The organism is Pseudomonas sp. P9_35, from assembly GCF_034008205.1.
Lineage (GTDB): Bacteria > Pseudomonadota > Gammaproteobacteria > Pseudomonadales > Pseudomonadaceae > Aquipseudomonas > Aquipseudomonas kilonensis.
The window spans coordinates 4,687,578-4,703,955 of sequence record NZ_CP125373.1; the positions used below are offsets into that span (position 1 = coordinate 4,687,578).

The window sequence follows — 16,378 nt, forward strand, 5'->3', positions numbered from 1 at the left end:
CATCATGTACACAGCCATCGGATATGCCGCCCAGTCGGCCACCACTCCCCTCGCCCCCATGAAGTTCGAGCGTCGCAGCCCGCGAGCCGACGATGTGGCGATCGACATTCTCTACTGCGGCGTCTGCCATTCCGACATCCACCAGGCCCGCAATGAATGGGGCATCGCCGTTTACCCGCTGATGCCCGGCCATGAAATCATCGGCAAAGTCACCGCCGTCGGTGCGAATGTCACCCGCTATAAAGCAGGCGATTTGGTCGGCGTGGGCTGCATGGTCGACTCTTGCCGCGAGTGCGAAGCTTGCCGCGCTGACCTGGAGCAATACTGCCTGGAAGGCATGACCCAGACCTACGCCAGCCCGGACCGCGTGAGTGGCGGCCACACCATGGGCGGTTACTCCAACAGCATCGTGGTCAGCGAACACTTCGTACTGCGCATTCCGGCAGCACTCGACCCGGCCAGCGCCGCACCACTTCTCTGCGCTGGCATCACCACCTACTCGCCCCTCAAGCACTATGGCGTGAAGGCTGGCGACAAGGTTGGCGTGCTGGGCATGGGCGGCCTGGGCCACATGGGCATCAAGTTCGCCAAGGCCATGGGCGCGGAAGTCACGTTGTTCACCCGCTCGGCGAGCAAGGCCGAAGAAGCCCGTCGCCAGGGTGCAGACCATGTGATCGTGTCCACCGACGCCGCACAGATGGCCGCCGCAGCCGGACGATTCCACTTCCTGCTGGACACCATTCCGGTGCAGCACGACCTCAATCCCTACCTTGACACGCTGCGTTTCGACGGCGTGCACATCATCGTGGGCCTGGTCGAGCCGATCGATCCGCCGGTACACGCGGCAAAACTGATCATGGGTCGCCGCGTCCTCGCCGGCTCGCTGATCGGCGGTGTCGCAGAAACCCAAGAGGTGCTGGATTTCTGCGCCGAACACAACATCAGCTGCGACATTGAAATGCTCGACATCCGCCAGATCAACGAGGCCTACAGCCGCATGATCGCCGGGGATGTGAAATACCGCTTTGTCATCGACATGGCCACGCTCAAGGCCTGACGCTCGTCAAGCCTTGGCGCCCAGTTCCGCCGACAGCCGGGCTGTGACCCCTTTGACCAGGGGAATCAGCTCGGCCATCTTTTCCAGCGGCATGTACGGCACGGTGCTGGCGATGCTGATACCGGCAACAATGCGCTTGCCGGCGTCACGGATCGGCGCCGCCACACAGCGAATCGACGGTTCGTTGTCTTCCAGGTCGAAGGCATAGCCCCCTGCCACGTACTCCACCATCCGTTGCTGGAACTGTTCCCAGGATTGTTCCTGATGCTGGGGCCAGAACTGATTCTTCCCACCCGCTGGCAGGCTGATTTCATACAGCCGCTTCCATTGTTCCTGCGAGTCATCGAGCATCAGCGCCTTGCCGATCCCGGTGCGCGCCAACGGCATGCGATGGCCTACGCGCGAGCGCATTTCCGGACCGTTGCGCCCTGGATTTTTCAGCAGGTACAAGACTTCGTCGCCCTCGCGAATCGCCAAGTGCACGGTGTCCCCGGTGAGCGCCGACAGCTCGTCCAGGTACGGCCCCGCCAGGCTCACCAGTGGCAACTCTTCCCGGGCCTGAAAGCCCAGTTCGATCAGTTTCGGCCCCAGCAGGTAACCCACTTGCGGCACCACGCGCAGGTAACGCTCGTCCACCAGGCAACTGGCCAGGCGATGGGTGGTGCTGCGGGTGGTGCCGATCAGCCGGGCGATTTCCTTCAAGTCACGGGCGCCGCTGGCGACCGCCTGGACCACACCCAAGCCACGCAACAATGTCTGCGTGCCTGTGGGCGCGGCGTCCTTGGTGATTTTTGGATCGTCTTGCTGCATAGCCGGCCTTCAACAGTGAGCGGGGAACGGGCGGCATTATGGTCGCCCGCCCCGTCGGACTACAACTCGATGCGCTCGACCTTCCCGACCAGCAGGATGTAGGACAGCGCGCCAGCCAGTGCCAGGACAGCGATATAGGTGATGGCCGGGGCAAACGAATCGCCGCTGGCGAGGAAGCCAATGACGATCGGCGTGGCGATGGCCGCCAGGTTGCCGATGAAGTTGAACACCCCACCGGTCAACCCGAGCAGTCGCGCCGGCGCCAGTGTGGAGACCAGCGACCAGGTGATCGACGCCAGGCCATTGCCGAAGAACGCCAGGGCCAGGAAAGCGATCACCAACGGCGTCGACTCGACAAAGTTGGCGCCGATGATCGAGGTCGAGATCAGCAAGCCGCCAATGATTGGCAGCTTGCGCGCGAACCCCACGGTCGCGCCGCGGCGAATCAGCCAGTCGGAAAAGAACCCGGAGCACAGCACGCCGACAAACGCCGCGAGGAACGGCAACGACGCCAGCAAGCCGGACTTGATGAAGTCCATGCCGCGATATTTCACCAGGTAGGTCGGGAACCACGTCAGGAAAAACCACAGCGTGGAGTTGAGGCAGAACTGCCCCAGGTAAATGCCCCACAACTTGCGTTGGGTCAGGACGATGCCCAGGTCGGTCCAACTGAATTTCGCCTTGACCTTGGCGGTATCGGCCTGGATATCCACCAGCCCGCCGCCTTCGCGGATCAATTCGATTTCGGCGGCGTTGGCGCCTTTGAAATCCCGTGGCTCGCGATACACCGCGTACCAGATCGCCGCCCAGAGAATGCCCACCGCGCCCGTGGCGACAAACACCATGTGCCAACCGAAGGCGTGTTGCAGCCAGGCCAATACCGGGGTCAGGAAGGCCAGCCCGACAAACTGCCCGGAGGTATAGAAACCGATGGCCGTGGCCCGCTCGCGCTCAGGAAACCAGGTGGTGACCACGCGGCTGTTGATCGGATAAGCCGGCGCTTCCAGGGCACCGACCGCCATGCGCAGCACGAACAGCGCGATGAAACTGGCGGCAAAACCCAGCATTACCGTGGCCACCGACCACAACAGCAGTGCCACGCTGTACAGAATGCGCGGCGGCACTCGATCTACCAGCCAACCACCGGGGATCTGCATGGCAGCGTAGGTCCAGCCGAACGCCGAGAAAATCAGCCCGACGTGGATCGGATCGATGCCCAGGTCGCTGGTCAATGCGGGGGCGGCGATCGAGAGGTTGCTGCGGTCCAGGTAATTGATCACCACGGTGATGAACAGCAGGACCATGATGAAAAAACGCTTGCGGCTGGGCGTCACCAACGACGCCTGCGCGCTCAGGGTGTGCGCTTGCATGTGAGGTGCCTCTTTTTATGTTTATTGAGGAGTCGAGCACGCCCGATCGTTCCCACGCTCTGCGTGGAAACGCCTCTACGGACGCTCCGCGCTCGGCTCTTGAGGGACGCGGAGCGTCCCTGGCTGCATTCCCACGCAGAGCGTGGGAACGATCAAACCAAGAGAGTCAGGGCTCACTCACCACTCGGCAAAACTGCCATCGGCATGCCGCCAGATCGGGTTGCGCCAGCGGTGGCCGATGGCTGCGCGTTCGATGACGTATTCCTCGTTGATCTCTATGCCCAGGCCCGGACCATTGGGGATTTTCACGAAGCCCTTGTCGTAGTCGAACACCTGTGGATCCTTGATGTAATCCAGCAGGTCGTTGCTCTCGTTGTAGTGGATACCCAGGCTCTGTTCCTGGATGAACGCGTTGTAGCAGACCGCATCCAGTTGCAGGCACGCCGCCAGGGCGATCGGGCCCAGCGGGCAGTGCAATGCCAGCGCCACGTCGTAGGCCTCGGCCATGTTGGCGATCTTGCGGGTTTCGGTGATGCCGCCGGCGTGGGACGCATCCGGCTGGATGATGTCCACGTAGCCTTCGCTGAGTACGCGCTTGAAGTCCCAGCGCGAGAACAAGCGCTCGCCCAGGGCAATCGGGGTGCTGGTCAGCGGCGCCAACTCCTTGAGGGCTTCGTAGTTTTCACTGAGCACCGGCTCTTCGATGAACATCAGCTTGTAGGGGTCGAGTTCCTTCATCAACACCTTGGCCATGGGCTTGTGCACCCGCCCATGGAAGTCCACGCCAATGCCGACGTTCGGCCCCACCGCATCGCGCACCGCCGCGACGTTGGCCAGGGCCAGGTCGACTTTTTCATAGGTGTCGAGAAACTGCAGCTCTTCGGTGCCGTTCATCTTCACCGCCGTGAAGCCCCGCGCCACGGCTTCTTTCGCCGCCCGGGCGGTGTCCGCCGGCCGGTCGCCGCCGATCCACGAATACACCCGGATCTTGTCGCGCACCTGGCCGCCCAGCAGGTCGCTGACCGACACGCCCAGGGCCTTGCCCTTGATGTCCCACAGCGCCTGGTCGATACCGGCCAGGGCACTCATGTGAATCGCCCCACCGCGGTAGAAGCCGCCGCGATAGAGCACGGTCCAGATGTCTTCGATGTTGCGTGGGTCTTTGCCGATCAGGTAGTCGGACAATTCCTCGACGGCAGCCGCCACTGTGTGGGCACGCCCTTCGACCACAGGCTCGCCCCAACCGGTCACGCCCTCGTCGGTCTCGACCTTGAGGAAGCACCAGCGCGGCGGAACGATAAACGTGGTCAGCTTGGTGATTTTCATCTTGTTGTCTCTCTTGTCAGATGCAGCGCACGGGGCGCTGGAAAAGTCTTCAGTTCAAGGCGTTCCATGCGGCCACGTAGGCCTTGGCCCGCACCGCCACTTCATCCGCTGTCAGGCCCGGCTTGAACAGCCCGGAACCGAGGCCGAAACCCTTGACACCGGCTTCGACAAACACCGCCATGTTGTCCGGCGTAATCCCGCCCACCGGCACCAACACAGTCCCGGCCGGCAGTACCGCGAGCCAGGCCTTGACCACCGCCGGGCCCATTTGCTCGGCGGGGAACATCTTCAGTACATGGGCCCCTTCAGCCAGCGCGGCAAAGGCTTCGGTGGGCGTGGCGACGCCTGGCGACAGGTACAAGCCCGCCGCTTTCGCCGCGCGCAGCACCTTCGGATCGCTGTGGGGCATGACGATCACTTGGCCGCCAGCGGCTTTCACCTGCTCGACCTGTTCGGGCGTGAGCACGGTACCGGCACCGATCAGGCAATCGGCGGGCAAGGTATTGCGCAGGATGCGGATGCTTTCGTACGGTTCGGGGGAATTGAGCGGCACTTCGATGACGCGAAATCCGGCGCTGTACAGGACCTCGCCGATGGCTGCCGCCTCTTCGGGACGCAGACCACGCAGGATCGCGATCAGCCCGTTGTGCGCCAGTGCTTGTGTGAGCATGTGAGACCTCCAGTCAGGTTCAGGGGACGGTGGAATCGAGCAACCCGGCCGCTACGGCCAGTTGCCACAAACCGCGTTCGGTGGCCTGTTCGGCCAAGACCACCCGGGCGAAGCCGCAGGCGTCTAGGGCCCGTTGATAACGGACACAGAGTTGGGAGTTGCCGATCAGCACCACCGTCGGCAGGTGCAGGCTGTCGCGGCGACGGCGTTGCACCTCGGCCAGCGCCGTCAGCTCATGGCCGATCAGCAGGCCCGAGAGGTAATCGGCCTGGGCGCTGGCCTCCAGTTCGCCGGTCAAGCCCAGGCTGCGAGCGCTGAACACCGTGGACAACGGCCCGATCCGGCCGTCCACCGACAACGCCACCTGTACGCCACGATCAAAGGCCACGCCATCGAAGGTCGTACTCCGTTGCTGGGTGCGGCCAAGAATGCTGTGGTCACTGAGCACGGCGAAGATCTCGCCGGTCATGAAGGTGTCGAAATGCACGATGCAGCCATCGGCCACTTCCACCCATTTCGAATGACTGCCGGGCAAACCGATCAGCACCGCTTCGTCCGGCAGGCTGTGCAAGGCGCCAAGCACCTGGGTTTCTTCACCGCGCATGACATTGGGCAAGCGTGAACGCTGAATCACGCCGGGCACAATGTGCACATCGACACCGCGAAGGCTGCGAACGGTTCGTAGGGAATGTCCGAGATTGGCGACGTTGGCGGGTGTGTCGCAGTACGGCGCTTCACGCCAGCCCTGAGCGCTGCCGACCATGCCGCAGGCAATGACAGGCAAGCCAGGCTGCGCATCGAGCCAATCGCCGCAGGCCTCGTCGAAGGCCAGTTCGAAACCGTCGATGCACACCCGGCCGGCCACGGTTCGCGGCCCGGAAGGCAACTGCATGATCCCCGATGACAGCGAGCGCTGCTCGAGCACCTCGCCACCGGCTGCGAGTTTGTAAGCCCGTAATGAGGTGGTCCCCCAATCGAGCGCGATCAATTGCGCCTGCATCCGCTTCACCTGTTCTGTTTTTTGGCAGTGAGTGGAACGGACTATAAACCTGGGCGCGACAATATCTCAATATATAAATATCACTCCCATATATTGGGATCTAGTAAACCAACCACAAAGCCAATCGCCATCCGTCCAAGACCCTGCTACGTTTCTGAACGGACGCCAAACAACTCAGGGAAAAAGTGATGGGACAACAGCTGAAAATCCTCGGCCGCACTTCCTCGATCAACGTCAGGAAAGTGCTGTGGACCTGCCAGGAACTGGAAATCGCCTACGAGCGCGAAGACTGGGGCATTGGTTTTTCTTCGACCCAAGACCCGGATTTCCTGGCCTTGAATCCCAACGCCCAGGTGCCGGTGATCATTGATGAGAACGGTGTGCTCTGGGAGTCGAACACCATTTGCCGCTATCTGGTGGGCAAACATGGGCGCAACGACCTGCTGCCTGTCGAACCTGCCGCACGGGCGCGTGTCGAGCAGTGGATGGACTGGCAAGCCACAGAGCTCAACCCGTCATGGGGTTACGCATTCCACGCCCTGGTACGCAAGAATCCGGACTTCCAGGACCCACAGCGAATCGCCGCCGGCGTCAAAGGCTGGAACGAGAAGATGGGTTTGCTGGAGCAGCAGTTGAACCGCACCGGCGCCTACGTGGCCGGTACGGCGCTTTCCCTTGCGGATGTGCTCATCGGCTTGTCGGTGCACCGCTGGCGCCAGGCGCCCATGGAGCGTCCCGACTATCCGGCCGTGGCGGCCTACTGCAAACGCCTCGAACAGCGACCGGGGTTTGCCGAGTACGCATCCGCCGCGCACTCATGAAGTGCTCAGTTGCCGTTAGCGAAATCCCGTAGCACCTTGCCGTCCATTCGGTAGCGCACCCACTCTTCCTGTGGTTGCGCGCCGAGGGATTTGTAGAACTCGATGGCCGGCGTGTTCCAGTCCAGCACACTCCATTCGAAACGCCCGCAATCGTTGTCACAGGCAACTTTCGCCAAATGGCGCAGCAACGTCTTGCCCGCCCCGCCACCGCGCTGGTCAGGCGTGATGTACAAGTCTTCGAGGTACAGGCAGTTGCTGCCCAGCCAGGTGGAATAACTGAAGAAAAACACCGCGAAACCGATTGGCACGCCATCACGCAGGCAGATCAACCCGTGGGCCGTTGCGCCTTCGCTGAACAGGCTGCGCTCGATGTCCGCCACACTGGCGATGACTTCGTGGCGGGCCTTTTCGTAATCGGCAAGCTCGGTGATGAAGGCAAGGATTTGAGGCGCATCGCTGGGTTGCGCAGGACGGATCTCGATGGACATGAACAGGCCTTGTAGCCAATTGAAAGCGCCATACTAAGCCGCCACGGGGCGCTCGTCACATATGAAAATGAACATCATCCACGAACCCACGAAGTACCGACATACAAAGGATCTGTCATGACCGCTGCCGTCTTTGCACCTTTTCAAACCGTCGCTGCCCAGTTGCTGCCTCACGCACTGGAGCCATCGGAGGATGGCGCTCACGATCTGTCACACCTGCAACGGGTCTGGCACAACGTACGCTTGCTCCACCGTCATGAAGGCGGTGACCTGCTTATCCTGCTGGCGGCAACGTTGCTGCATGACTGCGTGGCAGTGGAAAAGAATTCACCGCTGCGCGCCCAAGCCTCTCGCCTGGCAGCGGATAAGGCATCGACACTGTTGTCGACACTGAACTGGCCAAACGAAAAAATCAGCGCCGTTGCCCATGCCATCGAGGCTCACAGTTTTTCGGCCAATATCGCAGCAATCACACTCGAAGCCAAAATTCTCCAGGACGCCGACCGCCTAGACTCATTGGGCCTGCTCGGGGTGGCGCGCACATTCTATGTGGCCGGACGCATGGGCAGTGCGCTCTATGACCCTCAGGATCCGCAGGCCAAATCCCGGGATTACGATGATCGACGTTTCTGCCTCGATCATTTCCAGACCAAATTGTTGCACCTGGCCGACGGTTTCCAGACTGCCACCGGGCAACACATGGCGCTGACCCGTCACGAAAAACTAAAAAACTTCATGGAGCAATTCATGGAAGAAGCCGGACTCGACGACTAGACCATTCGTCGCACCCGAGGCACCAACCCAAATCCAGCGAGGCCCAAGATCAGGTAAGCATTCTGAAAAATGGAGGCGACACCCATGATCACTTCAAGGCTGACCGCGTTCACCTTCGCCGCGTTGCTGTCCTCGGTAGCCTTCGCGGCTTCGACCTCCGGCACCGGGCCGACCGATCCCGTGCAAGCGCCCAACTCCCCCGCCACGCAAGGCCTGCCCAAATTGAACACCGACGGTACCGGCGGCGGCCTGAACAATGGCCAGCCACCCGCCACCGGCACTGATCCGCGCGTGCAGGGTAATGACACGGGTCGTCAGGGCGGCATGAATACACCGGACTCGACAGCGCCTGATAACGCCGAGACCGGGGTGGGCTCGAAAACCACGACCGGTGGTTCGGGCTCCGAAGGTGGCTCCGCCAGCCAATAGCCTCTGCCCGGACATTTGAGGAGGAACATCCCATGCCTCGTGGAAGCAAAGACAAATACACCGCCGAGCAAAAGCGCAAGGCCGCACACATTGAAAAAAGCTACGAGAAAAAAGGTGTGTCCGAGAACGAAGCCGAGGCACGCGCCTGGGCGACCGTGAACAAGCAGTCCGGTGGTGGCGAACGCTCCGGTGGTTCGGGCAAGGAAAAGCCGGCAACGGCCAAGAAAACCGACCGCAAGGAATCGGCCCGCCGCGCCGCCAAGACCCGCGAAGGTCACCCGCGTACCAGCAAAGCCTCCCATGCGACTCAGACGGTGGACAGCCTGATGAAGGAGGCGCGGGCGAAAAACATTCCCGGGCGCTCGAGGATGCGTAAGCAGGAATTGGTTGAGGCGTTGCGCAAGGCGGGGTGATTGGTGGCGTCAGGGAGGACGCTATCGCGAGCAGGCTCGCTCCCACACTGGGTTCTGTGCTGTGTCGAGGTTAAAAGGGGGTGGGGGGGGTGTTTGGGGTTCTGCGCCCTGGCACAAAAACCTGTGGGAGCGAGCTTGCTCGCGATGGCGGTGGATCAGGTTAGAAGGTGTTGAATGTACCGACGCCTTCGCGAGCAAGCTCGCTCCCACAGGGGATCTGTGCTGTGCCGGGGTTCTGCGCCCTGGCACAAAAACCTGTGGGAGCGAGCCTGCTCGCGATGACGGTAGATCAGTCGCCGGTAATCCTGCCGTCTAGCGCTGTTTCAAGCGGTCGATCACCACCGCCAGCAGCAGGATCGAGCCGCGGATGACGTATTGGTAGAAGGTGTCGATGTTCTTCAGGTTCATCGCGTTTTCGATGATCGCCAAAATCAGCACGCCAGCGATGACGTGGCGAATCATGCCAATGCCACCGCTCAACGACACCCCGCCCAGCACGCAGGCCGAAATCACCGTCAGTTCGAAACCCTGGCCGATCATCGGCTGGCCCGAGGTCATGCGCGACGCCAGGATGACCCCGGCCAGAGCGCCGATCAAACCATGCACGGCGAAGATGATGATCTTGGTGCGATCAACGTTCACCCCCGCCAACAACGCTGCTTCCTGGTTGCCACCGATGGCCATGGTATTGCGCCCGTAGGTGGTGTAATTCAGCAGCCAACCGAAAAACAGAAAGCAGGCAATGGTGATCAGGATCGGCACCGGTACGCCGAACAATTGGCCGTTGCCGAACACGAAGAACGATTCCTGCGACACACCCACCGCTTTGCCGTTGGCAAAGATGTAGGCCAGGCCGCGGACGATCTGCATCGTTGCCAGGGTGGTGATCAACGCGTTGACCCGCAGCTTGGCGATGACGATGCCGTTGATCAGGCCGACGATCAGCCCCATCACCAGCGCTGCGCTGACGCCGAGGAACACGCTGTTGGTGTCGCGCATCACCACCGCCGCGACGACGCCGGCACAGGCAATCACCGAACCGACCGACAAGTCGAAGTGCCCGGACGCCAGGCAATACAACATGGTGCAGGCCGCGATGCCGGTGGTGGAAATCGCCAGGCCCAGGCCGCGCATGTTCAGCGGCGACAGGAAGTTGTCGATCATCAGGGTGCAGAGCACGAAGATGCCGATGGCCGCCAGCAGCATGACCCAGTCATCCAGGAAACGGCGCAGGTCCAGGGGTTTGCGTGCCGTTGGCAGTGCATTGTTTTGAATGGTCATGATTTACCTCTCAGTTCGCCGCGTCGGCAACGCGTTGGCGCGGCAGCGCCAGTTGCAGCAGGTTGGATTCGTTGGCCTGGTCACGCGGCAGCTCGCCGCGCATGGCCCCTTCGCAGAGCACCAGGATTCGGTCGGAAATGCCCATCACTTCCATCAGGTCGCTGGACACCACAATCACCGCGATACCGTCGGCTGCCAGGTTGTGGATAATCTGGTAGATCTCCGCCTTGGCGCCGATGTCGATGCCGCGAGTAGGCTCGTCCAACAGCAGGACTTTCATCGGCATCGACAACCAGCGACCAAGAATCGCCTTCTGCTGGTTGCCGCCGGACAGGTACATGATTTTCTGGCTGGCCGCCGGGGTCTTCACTTTCAGCGACTTGATCTGCTTGTCGGCATTGCCCCGCTCCCAGTCGCCACGCAACAGGCAGCCGAGCGTGGAATGAGACGGGCGCGCACTGATGTTGATGTTCTCGCCCACACTGCCCAACGGGATGATGCCTTCCTTCTTGCGATCCTCCGGGCAGAGCAGCACGCCCGCGGCGATGGCATCCCGAGGTGAACGCAGTTTCAGTTCCTTGTCGTGCAGGACGAGACTTCCTTCGCGCTGACGCTCCAAGCCACTGAGCAAGCGCAGCAGCTCGGTACGACCGGCGCCGACCAGCCCGAACAAGCCGAGAATCTCGCCCTTGTGCACCTGGAAACTCACCGGTTCGCGCAAGCCCGGCCCCAACAGGCCCTTCACGTGCAGCGCCACATCGCCGCGCTCCCGAGGACGGTAGTCATAGATGTCCTGGATATCGCGACCGACCATGCACGTGACGAGTTGATCATGGGTCAACTCGCTCATGTTCTCGAAGGTCCGCACGTAACGACCGTCCTTGAACACCGTCACCGCATTGCAGATGCGAAACACCTCTTCCATGCGGTGGCTGACGTAGAGCACCACTTTGCCCTCGTCTCGCAGCCGGCCGATGATCGCCATCAAACGGTCGATTTCCCGGGCAGAGAGGCTGCTGGTGGGCTCGTCGAAAGCAATGACGTGGGCACCACGAGACAAGGCCTTGGCGATTTCCACCAATTGGCGCTGGCCGAGGGACAGGCGACCGACTTTTTCCTGGGGGTCGATTTCGTCGGCCAGGCCTTTGAGCAGTGTCAGCGCCTGTTGGCGCAGCACGCCACGATTGACCAGGCCGAAACGTGCCGGCAAATGGCCAAGAAACAAATTCTCAGCGACGGTCATTTCCGGCACCAGGTGCAGCTCCTGGTGAATCACTGCCACACCGCTGGCGATGCTGTCAGCAGTGCCTTTGAACGCCATCGTCTGTTCGCCGATCTGCAAGTCGCCGCTGCTCGGGATGTAGGCACCGCCCAGGATCTTGAGCAGCGTGGACTTGCCGGCGCCGTTTTCACCCATCAAGGCATGGACCTGCCCCGGATGGGCCACGAAACTGATATTGGCCAGCGCCTGCACGCCGGGAAAGGACTTGCCGATCCCGTTGAATCGCAAGCTGCCGCCGATGTTGTGTTGCCGTGTCGCTGTTTGCGCTTGCATAACCACCTCGAACTTACAGAGATCAAGCGACCCCGCCACTCAAGTGACCAGGGCCGCTTTTGAATCAACCGGCCGTCAGTTCCACAGGCCGATTTTTTCCAGCTCTTGCTTGAAGTTCTCCCGGGTGATCAGCGTCACCTCGTCCATGGCGGTGTACTTCGGCGGCTCCTTGCCGGTGGTGATCCACTCGTACATCATTTCGGCGGTCTTGTAGCCTTCGATGTGCGGGCTTGGCAGCATCGAACCGAAGAAGCCGCTGTCAGGTTTCTTCAATTCACCGATAGCGTCGGTGCCGTTGATGCCGATGCCGATCACGTTCTTGGCATTGAACCCGGCGGCTTCGGTGGCGCGCACGCCGCCCAGCACGGTGTTGTCGTTCATGCCGCCGATGATCAGGTTTTTCGCGGCGCTTGGCAGCTTCACCAAGGCCGAGTTGGTGGAGTCCATGCTGCCGGGTACGTCGAGGGTTTTCAGGGCTGCTGTGAGGATGTGATCTTTCGGCATACCGGCATCTTCAAGCGATTTGATCGAACCGTCGGTGCGCTTCTTGCCAGTGTCCAGTTCGTTGTAGGTGTTGATCACCGCATAGGTTTCTTTCCAATCCCAGCCGCGTTTTTTCGCTTCAGCGGCCATGGCGGCGCCCTGCTTCTGGCCGACTTCGAACGCGGCCATGCCCAGGTACGGTACGTCTTCCATGAACTTGCCATCGGAACCGACGAAGCGGTCGTCGACAGCGATCACTTTCATGTCATTGAGCTTGGCCTTGGCCACGATGGCCGGGCCGAGGGATACGTCCGGCGGGCAGATCACGAAGCCCTTGGCACCGTTGGCGGCCAGGCTGTCGATGGCCGAGAGGGTTTTCTCGCCGTCGGGTACGGCGATCTTGATCAACTGGAAGCCTTTATCCTTGGCCGCCTTCTCGGCAAACGCCCATTCGGTCTGGAACCAAGGCTCCTCGGCCTGCTTGACCAGGAAACCAATTTTTACCGCCTCGGCCGCCAGCAAGTGGCTGCTGAGGCTGACGGCGGTAACCGCCAGGGCGGCGCGACACAGGGAACGGATCCCACGACGATGTTTCATAGTTGACTCCTTGTTTTTTTTATTGAAAGCCAAACGTCCAGGTTTCTGCTCCACCGTCGGTGGAAATGCGCAGGCTGGGCGGTTACATCAAGTTGCTACACAGCATAGGCCTGAATAGTCATATCGTATGATGATTGGATTACAGGCGAAGTTTCCCACTGCAATCCAGGAATATTCAGTCGTGGTACATGACCGAACGTCCCCCATCGATGGTGATGCATGAGGCATTGATAAACGGTGCTTCGTCACTGGCCAGGAACACGGCCGTCATTGCCACTTCGATCGGTTGCCCGACGCGCCGTGGCGGGTGCAGATCCAGCGCACGCTGGCGTTCGGCATGGGGATCGGCAAAGCCGTTCCAGTAGTCGACGTTCAGTTGGGTTTCGATATAACCCGGGGCGATGGCGTTGACGCGTACCCCTTTGGGCGCGTATTCGATGCCCAGGGCGCGAGTCAGGCCGAGCAGGCCATGCTTGGCCACCGGGTAAGGGAAACAGCCGGGAATGATGTGGGACGAATGGACCGAGGCAATGTTGATGATGCTGCCCACGCCCTGCTCGATCATCTGTGGCAACACCGCCTTGCAACCGTACCAGGCGCCATCCAGGTCGATGGCGAAGCAGCGACGCCAGTCCTCTTCGGTCATTTCCAGTGGGTCGCGGAAGACATTGACGCCAGCGCAGTTGACCAACACATCGATGCGACCGTGCAGCTCAAGGGCGCGCCGGGCCATGGCCTGCAAGTCCTGCGGCTTCGACACATCGGCCTGCAGCGCTTGCACATCGGCCCCGCGCTCACGCCAGTGGGCGGCCACCGCCTCGACCTTCTGCGCCTGGATATCACTGATCACCAACCGGGCCTGTTGCGACGCGAACGCCGCGACGATGGCCTCGCCAATGCCTTGGGCGGCACCGGTCAACAGCACGACCTTGTCTTTCAGGCGCTCGCCCTTCGGTGGCTCCGGCACGGGGGGCAAGACCAAGGGCTCAGCCATGGTTTACGCCTCCTGCTCGCGGGCACGACAAAAACCGGGCATCCACGGATGACCGGCGCAAAGACGCTTGAAAAAACAGTGGCCGGCGTACGCCACCGGGGCGTACGGGGAAAGATCGTTGCATCACTTCACCTGTTTTGTTTTTTTAGTGTGAGTGCGTATTGCCGATGGAGCCGACTATAAACCCGGCCACCAAATAATCTCAATATATATATTTACATCCCATATTTTGGGATTCAGCCTGCAAACCTTGTACACGCCACGCCAGGCACATCGACACGCATCGACAGCACGGCACCGTCCAGCGGATGACCCAATGGGCTCGCCGCGCTGGTGATGTACAGCGTCTTGAGGTCTTCGCCGCCGAATACACAACTGGTCGGGCGGCTGACGGGCAGTTCGATCACCCGATCGACCTGTCCATCCGGGCTCAGCCGCAGCAGGCAACTGCCGTCCCAGCGAGCGTTCCAGATATAGCCCCGGGCATCCATCGCCGAGCCATCCGGGCCGCCACGGGGATGGGGGCCGAACCAGACCTCGGCAGGCGCCAGGTTGCCCTCAGGGTAGATAAAGTGCCGATACAACGTGCCATCCAGGCTCTCGCCGAAATACACCGTGGTGCCATCGGGGCTCCAGAGCAACGTGTTCGGAATACCCAGCCCGCGCAGCAAGGGCATGACCCTGCCATCACCGGCGACGCGAAACAGCCCGCCGGAACGCCGCTCGATCGGCAAGTCCTCGCCTTCGTCACCGATATTGTTCTGCATGGTGCCGAGCCAGAGTTGACCCAGGGCGTCGCAACGGGCCTCGTTGGGACGATTGCCTGGCTGGGGATCGGCCATGCACAGCAGCGTCAGGCGCGGTTCCAGGCCCGGAGAATCGAGATCAAGGCGGTAGACCCCACTGCTCAGGGTCACCAAGGCGTCGCCACTCTGGGTCGGAATGAAAGCGGACACATGCTCGGGCATCTGCCAGATCTGTACGTTGGCGCCGATCAGCCGCAGTGCCTGCTTGCCGGCGATATCGACCCAATACAACGCCTGGGTCGGCTCGTCCCAGAAGGGCCCTTCGCCCAACTTCGCCCGGTGTTCCGTCACAGCCGTCCACTTCATTGAAACCTCCCGTTCCCGGCTTGCCCGGCAGCGTCTGTTCGACCGGCCATGACATTGGGGTAAAAGCGTTTGATGGCCAGGTCAGCGTTATCGATCAGGGTCATGCAGGCCCAGACGCCCCGCGCCGCGTCACGGGCGGCGATAGCGTCAGCGATGTCCTTGTGGATGGGCAAAGTGCGGCGCAGCTCATCCGGGTCGGCCGCCGATACTTCGAACGACACCGCCAGCAGCGCTCCGAGGGCCGGGACCATTTGCTCGATGAACTGATTATGGCTGGCCGCGAGGATGCACTCATGGAAAAACTGGTCGGCACGGTTGTAATCGGCGCCGCTGTCCACGGCGCGCTCCAGCGCATGGTAGGCCAGGCGGATCGCCTGCACCTGATCAGCCGTGGCCCGCTCACAGGCCCAGCGCACCGCCATCGGCTCGATGGTGCGACGCAGGTCCAGCAAGTCATCGACAAAATTTTCCGGCAGGCCGCTGCGTGACAGCCAGCCAACCACTTGGGGGTCGAACAGGTTCCAGCGCCGCACCGGCAATACCCGCGTGCCGACTTTCGGCCCGACTTCCAGCATGCCTTTGGCCACCAGGGTCTTGATCGCCTCGCGAATCACCGTGCGACTGACGCCCAGTTGCTCGCCCAAGTCCGCTTCGACCTTGATGGTTTGCCCAGGCTTGACCTGGCCGGCGGCTATCCAGCCCCCCAGCCAATCGACGGTCGATGCATGAAAACTGCTGGACATGAAAACCCCGCGGGCCGCTCTTATTGGAGGCCCACGCTAATCATCATACGATTGAGTGTCAATTTGAATTTTGCATACCCCTGTGGGAGCGAGCTTGCTCGCGATAGCGGTGGGTCAGTTAAGGAGGTGTTGGATGTGCCGGCGTCATCGCGAGCAAGCTCGCTCCCACAGTAGATTCCGGGCGTTCACATTGTTTGTGTTCACCACACATCTGGTGTGGGAGCGAGCTTGCTCGCGATAGCGGTAGGTCAGCTGGAGAAGAGGTTGGATGTGCCGGCGTCATCGCGAGCAAGCTCGCTCCCACAGTAGATTCCGAGCGTTCACATTGTTTGTGTTCGCTACACATCTGATGTGGGAGCGAGCTTGCTCGCGATAGCGGTGGGTCAGTTAAGGAGATGTTGGATGTGCCGGCGTCATCGCGAGCAAGCTCGCTCCCACAGTAGATTCCGGGCGTT

At 61.4% G+C, this 16,378-nt stretch carries 17 protein-coding genes; 5 read left to right on the forward strand and 12 right to left on the reverse strand.

Annotated features, from left to right (window positions below; translation table 11 throughout):
• Nucleotides 1-4: 4 nt before the first annotated feature.
• Nucleotides 5-1,057, forward strand: coding sequence for an NAD(P)-dependent alcohol dehydrogenase (locus QMK47_RS20575; protein WP_253476800.1), 1,053 nt, complete (start codon nucleotides 5-7; stop codon nucleotides 1,055-1,057).
• A 6-nt stretch (nucleotides 1,058-1,063) separates the two neighbouring features.
• Here QMK47_RS20575 and QMK47_RS20580 read toward each other — a convergent pair whose 3' ends face one another.
• The 5 genes from QMK47_RS20580 to QMK47_RS20600 all read right to left on the reverse strand — a co-directional run bounded on the left by QMK47_RS20580 (nucleotide 1,064) and on the right by QMK47_RS20600 (nucleotide 6,233).
• The gene (locus tag QMK47_RS20580; protein ID WP_253476802.1) at nucleotides 1,064-1,867 is read right to left on the reverse strand and encodes an IclR family transcriptional regulator; all 804 of its coding nucleotides are present in this window, start codon (nucleotides 1,865-1,867) and stop codon (nucleotides 1,064-1,066) included.
• Nucleotides 1,868-1,926: 59 nt separating this feature from the next.
• The gene (locus QMK47_RS20585; RefSeq protein WP_253476804.1) at nucleotides 1,927-3,237 is read right to left on the reverse strand and encodes an MFS transporter; all 1,311 of its coding nucleotides are present in this window, start codon (nucleotides 3,235-3,237) and stop codon (nucleotides 1,927-1,929) included.
• 177 nt (nucleotides 3,238-3,414) lie between these two features.
• Nucleotides 3,415-4,563, reverse strand: coding sequence for a galactonate dehydratase (gene dgoD / locus QMK47_RS20590; RefSeq protein ID WP_018613609.1), 1,149 nt, complete (start codon nucleotides 4,561-4,563; stop codon nucleotides 3,415-3,417).
• Between the two features lie 49 nt (nucleotides 4,564-4,612).
• Nucleotides 4,613-5,233, reverse strand: coding sequence for a 2-dehydro-3-deoxy-6-phosphogalactonate aldolase (locus QMK47_RS20595; RefSeq protein WP_320389256.1), 621 nt, complete (start codon nucleotides 5,231-5,233; stop codon nucleotides 4,613-4,615).
• Between the two features lie 19 nt (nucleotides 5,234-5,252).
• Complete coding sequence (locus QMK47_RS20600) at nucleotides 5,253-6,233, reverse strand: 2-dehydro-3-deoxygalactonokinase (protein WP_320389257.1); 981 nt, start codon at nucleotides 6,231-6,233, stop codon at nucleotides 5,253-5,255.
• A gap of 188 nt (nucleotides 6,234-6,421) precedes the next feature.
• Between QMK47_RS20600 and QMK47_RS20605 the strand changes: the two genes are divergently transcribed.
• The gene (locus QMK47_RS20605; RefSeq protein ID WP_320389258.1) at nucleotides 6,422-7,054 is read left to right on the forward strand and encodes a glutathione S-transferase family protein; all 633 of its coding nucleotides are present in this window, start codon (nucleotides 6,422-6,424) and stop codon (nucleotides 7,052-7,054) included.
• Between the two features lie 5 nt (nucleotides 7,055-7,059).
• Here QMK47_RS20605 and QMK47_RS20610 read toward each other — a convergent pair whose 3' ends face one another.
• Complete coding sequence (locus QMK47_RS20610; protein ID WP_003204214.1) at nucleotides 7,060-7,542, reverse strand: GNAT family N-acetyltransferase; 483 nt, start codon at nucleotides 7,540-7,542, stop codon at nucleotides 7,060-7,062.
• 117 nt (nucleotides 7,543-7,659) lie between these two features.
• On the opposite strand from QMK47_RS20610, the gene QMK47_RS20615 reads away from it, so the two are divergent.
• The 3 genes from QMK47_RS20615 (at nucleotide 7,660) to QMK47_RS20625 (ending at nucleotide 9,158) form a co-directional block, all read left to right on the forward strand.
• Nucleotides 7,660-8,316: an HD domain-containing protein gene (locus QMK47_RS20615; protein ID WP_258689008.1), complete on the forward strand. Its 657-nt coding sequence runs from the start codon at nucleotides 7,660-7,662 to the stop codon at nucleotides 8,314-8,316.
• Nucleotides 8,317-8,400: 84 nt separating this feature from the next.
• The gene (locus tag QMK47_RS20620; RefSeq protein ID WP_258689010.1) at nucleotides 8,401-8,745 is read left to right on the forward strand and encodes a hypothetical protein; all 345 of its coding nucleotides are present in this window, start codon (nucleotides 8,401-8,403) and stop codon (nucleotides 8,743-8,745) included.
• Between the two features lie 32 nt (nucleotides 8,746-8,777).
• On the forward strand, nucleotides 8,778-9,158 hold the full coding sequence (locus QMK47_RS20625) for a Rho termination factor N-terminal domain-containing protein (protein ID WP_258689012.1): 381 nt from the start codon (nucleotides 8,778-8,780) through the stop codon (nucleotides 9,156-9,158).
• Between the two features lie 312 nt (nucleotides 9,159-9,470).
• Here QMK47_RS20625 and araH read toward each other — a convergent pair whose 3' ends face one another.
• From araH to QMK47_RS20655, 6 genes are all read right to left on the reverse strand, one after another.
• Entirely contained in the window at nucleotides 9,471-10,439 is a 969-nt protein-coding gene (gene araH / locus QMK47_RS20630) for an L-arabinose ABC transporter permease AraH (protein ID WP_253476812.1), read from the reverse strand.
• 10 nt (nucleotides 10,440-10,449) lie between these two features.
• Nucleotides 10,450-11,994, reverse strand: a complete 1,545-nt coding sequence (gene araG, locus QMK47_RS20635) for an L-arabinose ABC transporter ATP-binding protein AraG (protein ID WP_253476814.1) — start codon at nucleotides 11,992-11,994, stop codon at nucleotides 10,450-10,452.
• Nucleotides 11,995-12,069: 75 nt separating this feature from the next.
• Nucleotides 12,070-13,074 (reverse strand): substrate-binding domain-containing protein, encoded by a 1,005-nt coding sequence (locus QMK47_RS20640; protein ID WP_253476816.1) that lies wholly within the window; start codon nucleotides 13,072-13,074, stop codon nucleotides 12,070-12,072.
• A 175-nt stretch (nucleotides 13,075-13,249) separates the two neighbouring features.
• The gene (locus QMK47_RS20645) at nucleotides 13,250-14,068 is read right to left on the reverse strand and encodes an SDR family oxidoreductase (RefSeq protein ID WP_258689014.1); all 819 of its coding nucleotides are present in this window, start codon (nucleotides 14,066-14,068) and stop codon (nucleotides 13,250-13,252) included.
• A gap of 236 nt (nucleotides 14,069-14,304) precedes the next feature.
• Nucleotides 14,305-15,180 (reverse strand): SMP-30/gluconolactonase/LRE family protein, encoded by an 876-nt coding sequence (locus QMK47_RS20650; protein WP_258689015.1) that lies wholly within the window; start codon nucleotides 15,178-15,180, stop codon nucleotides 14,305-14,307.
• On the reverse strand, nucleotides 15,177-15,923 hold the full coding sequence (locus QMK47_RS20655; protein WP_003204233.1) for a FadR/GntR family transcriptional regulator: 747 nt from the start codon (nucleotides 15,921-15,923) through the stop codon (nucleotides 15,177-15,179). The genes QMK47_RS20650 and QMK47_RS20655 overlap by 4 nt, the downstream gene beginning before the upstream one ends.
• Between the last annotated feature and the right edge of the window lie 455 nt (nucleotides 15,924-16,378).

Excerpts from the sequence above, each read along its gene's own strand:
- araG (WP_253476814.1), bottom strand. The coding sequence starts at position 11,994 with ATGCAAGCGCAAACAGCGACACGGCAACACAACATCGGCGGCAGCTTG.
- dgoD (WP_018613609.1), bottom strand. The coding sequence starts at position 4,563 with ATGAAAATCACCAAGCTGACCACGTTTATCGTTCCGCCGCGCTGGTGC.
- QMK47_RS20645 (WP_258689014.1), bottom strand. The coding sequence starts at position 14,068 with ATGGCTGAGCCCTTGGTCTTGCCCCCCGTGCCGGAGCCACCGAAGGGC.
- QMK47_RS20615 (WP_258689008.1), top strand. The coding sequence starts at position 7,660 with ATGACCGCTGCCGTCTTTGCACCTTTTCAAACCGTCGCTGCCCAGTTG.
- QMK47_RS20610 (WP_003204214.1), bottom strand. The coding sequence starts at position 7,542 with ATGTCCATCGAGATCCGTCCTGCGCAACCCAGCGATGCGCCTCAAATC.
- QMK47_RS20575 (WP_253476800.1), top strand. The coding sequence starts at position 5 with ATGTACACAGCCATCGGATATGCCGCCCAGTCGGCCACCACTCCCCTC.
- QMK47_RS20625 (WP_258689012.1), top strand. The coding sequence starts at position 8,778 with ATGCCTCGTGGAAGCAAAGACAAATACACCGCCGAGCAAAAGCGCAAG.
- QMK47_RS20620 (WP_258689010.1), top strand. The coding sequence starts at position 8,401 with ATGATCACTTCAAGGCTGACCGCGTTCACCTTCGCCGCGTTGCTGTCC.
- QMK47_RS20650 (WP_258689015.1), bottom strand. The coding sequence starts at position 15,180 with ATGAAGTGGACGGCTGTGACGGAACACCGGGCGAAGTTGGGCGAAGGG.
- QMK47_RS20655 (WP_003204233.1), bottom strand. The coding sequence starts at position 15,923 with ATGTCCAGCAGTTTTCATGCATCGACCGTCGATTGGCTGGGGGGCTGG.
- QMK47_RS20640 (WP_253476816.1), bottom strand. The coding sequence starts at position 13,074 with ATGAAACATCGTCGTGGGATCCGTTCCCTGTGTCGCGCCGCCCTGGCG.
- QMK47_RS20585 (WP_253476804.1), bottom strand. The coding sequence starts at position 3,237 with ATGCAAGCGCACACCCTGAGCGCGCAGGCGTCGTTGGTGACGCCCAGC.
- QMK47_RS20600 (WP_320389257.1), bottom strand. The coding sequence starts at position 6,233 with ATGCAGGCGCAATTGATCGCGCTCGATTGGGGGACCACCTCATTACGG.
- QMK47_RS20595 (WP_320389256.1), bottom strand. The coding sequence starts at position 5,233 with ATGCTCACACAAGCACTGGCGCACAACGGGCTGATCGCGATCCTGCGT.
- QMK47_RS20580 (WP_253476802.1), bottom strand. The coding sequence starts at position 1,867 with ATGCAGCAAGACGATCCAAAAATCACCAAGGACGCCGCGCCCACAGGC.
- QMK47_RS20605 (WP_320389258.1), top strand. The coding sequence starts at position 6,422 with ATGGGACAACAGCTGAAAATCCTCGGCCGCACTTCCTCGATCAACGTC.
- araH (WP_253476812.1), bottom strand. The coding sequence starts at position 10,439 with ATGACCATTCAAAACAATGCACTGCCAACGGCACGCAAACCCCTGGAC.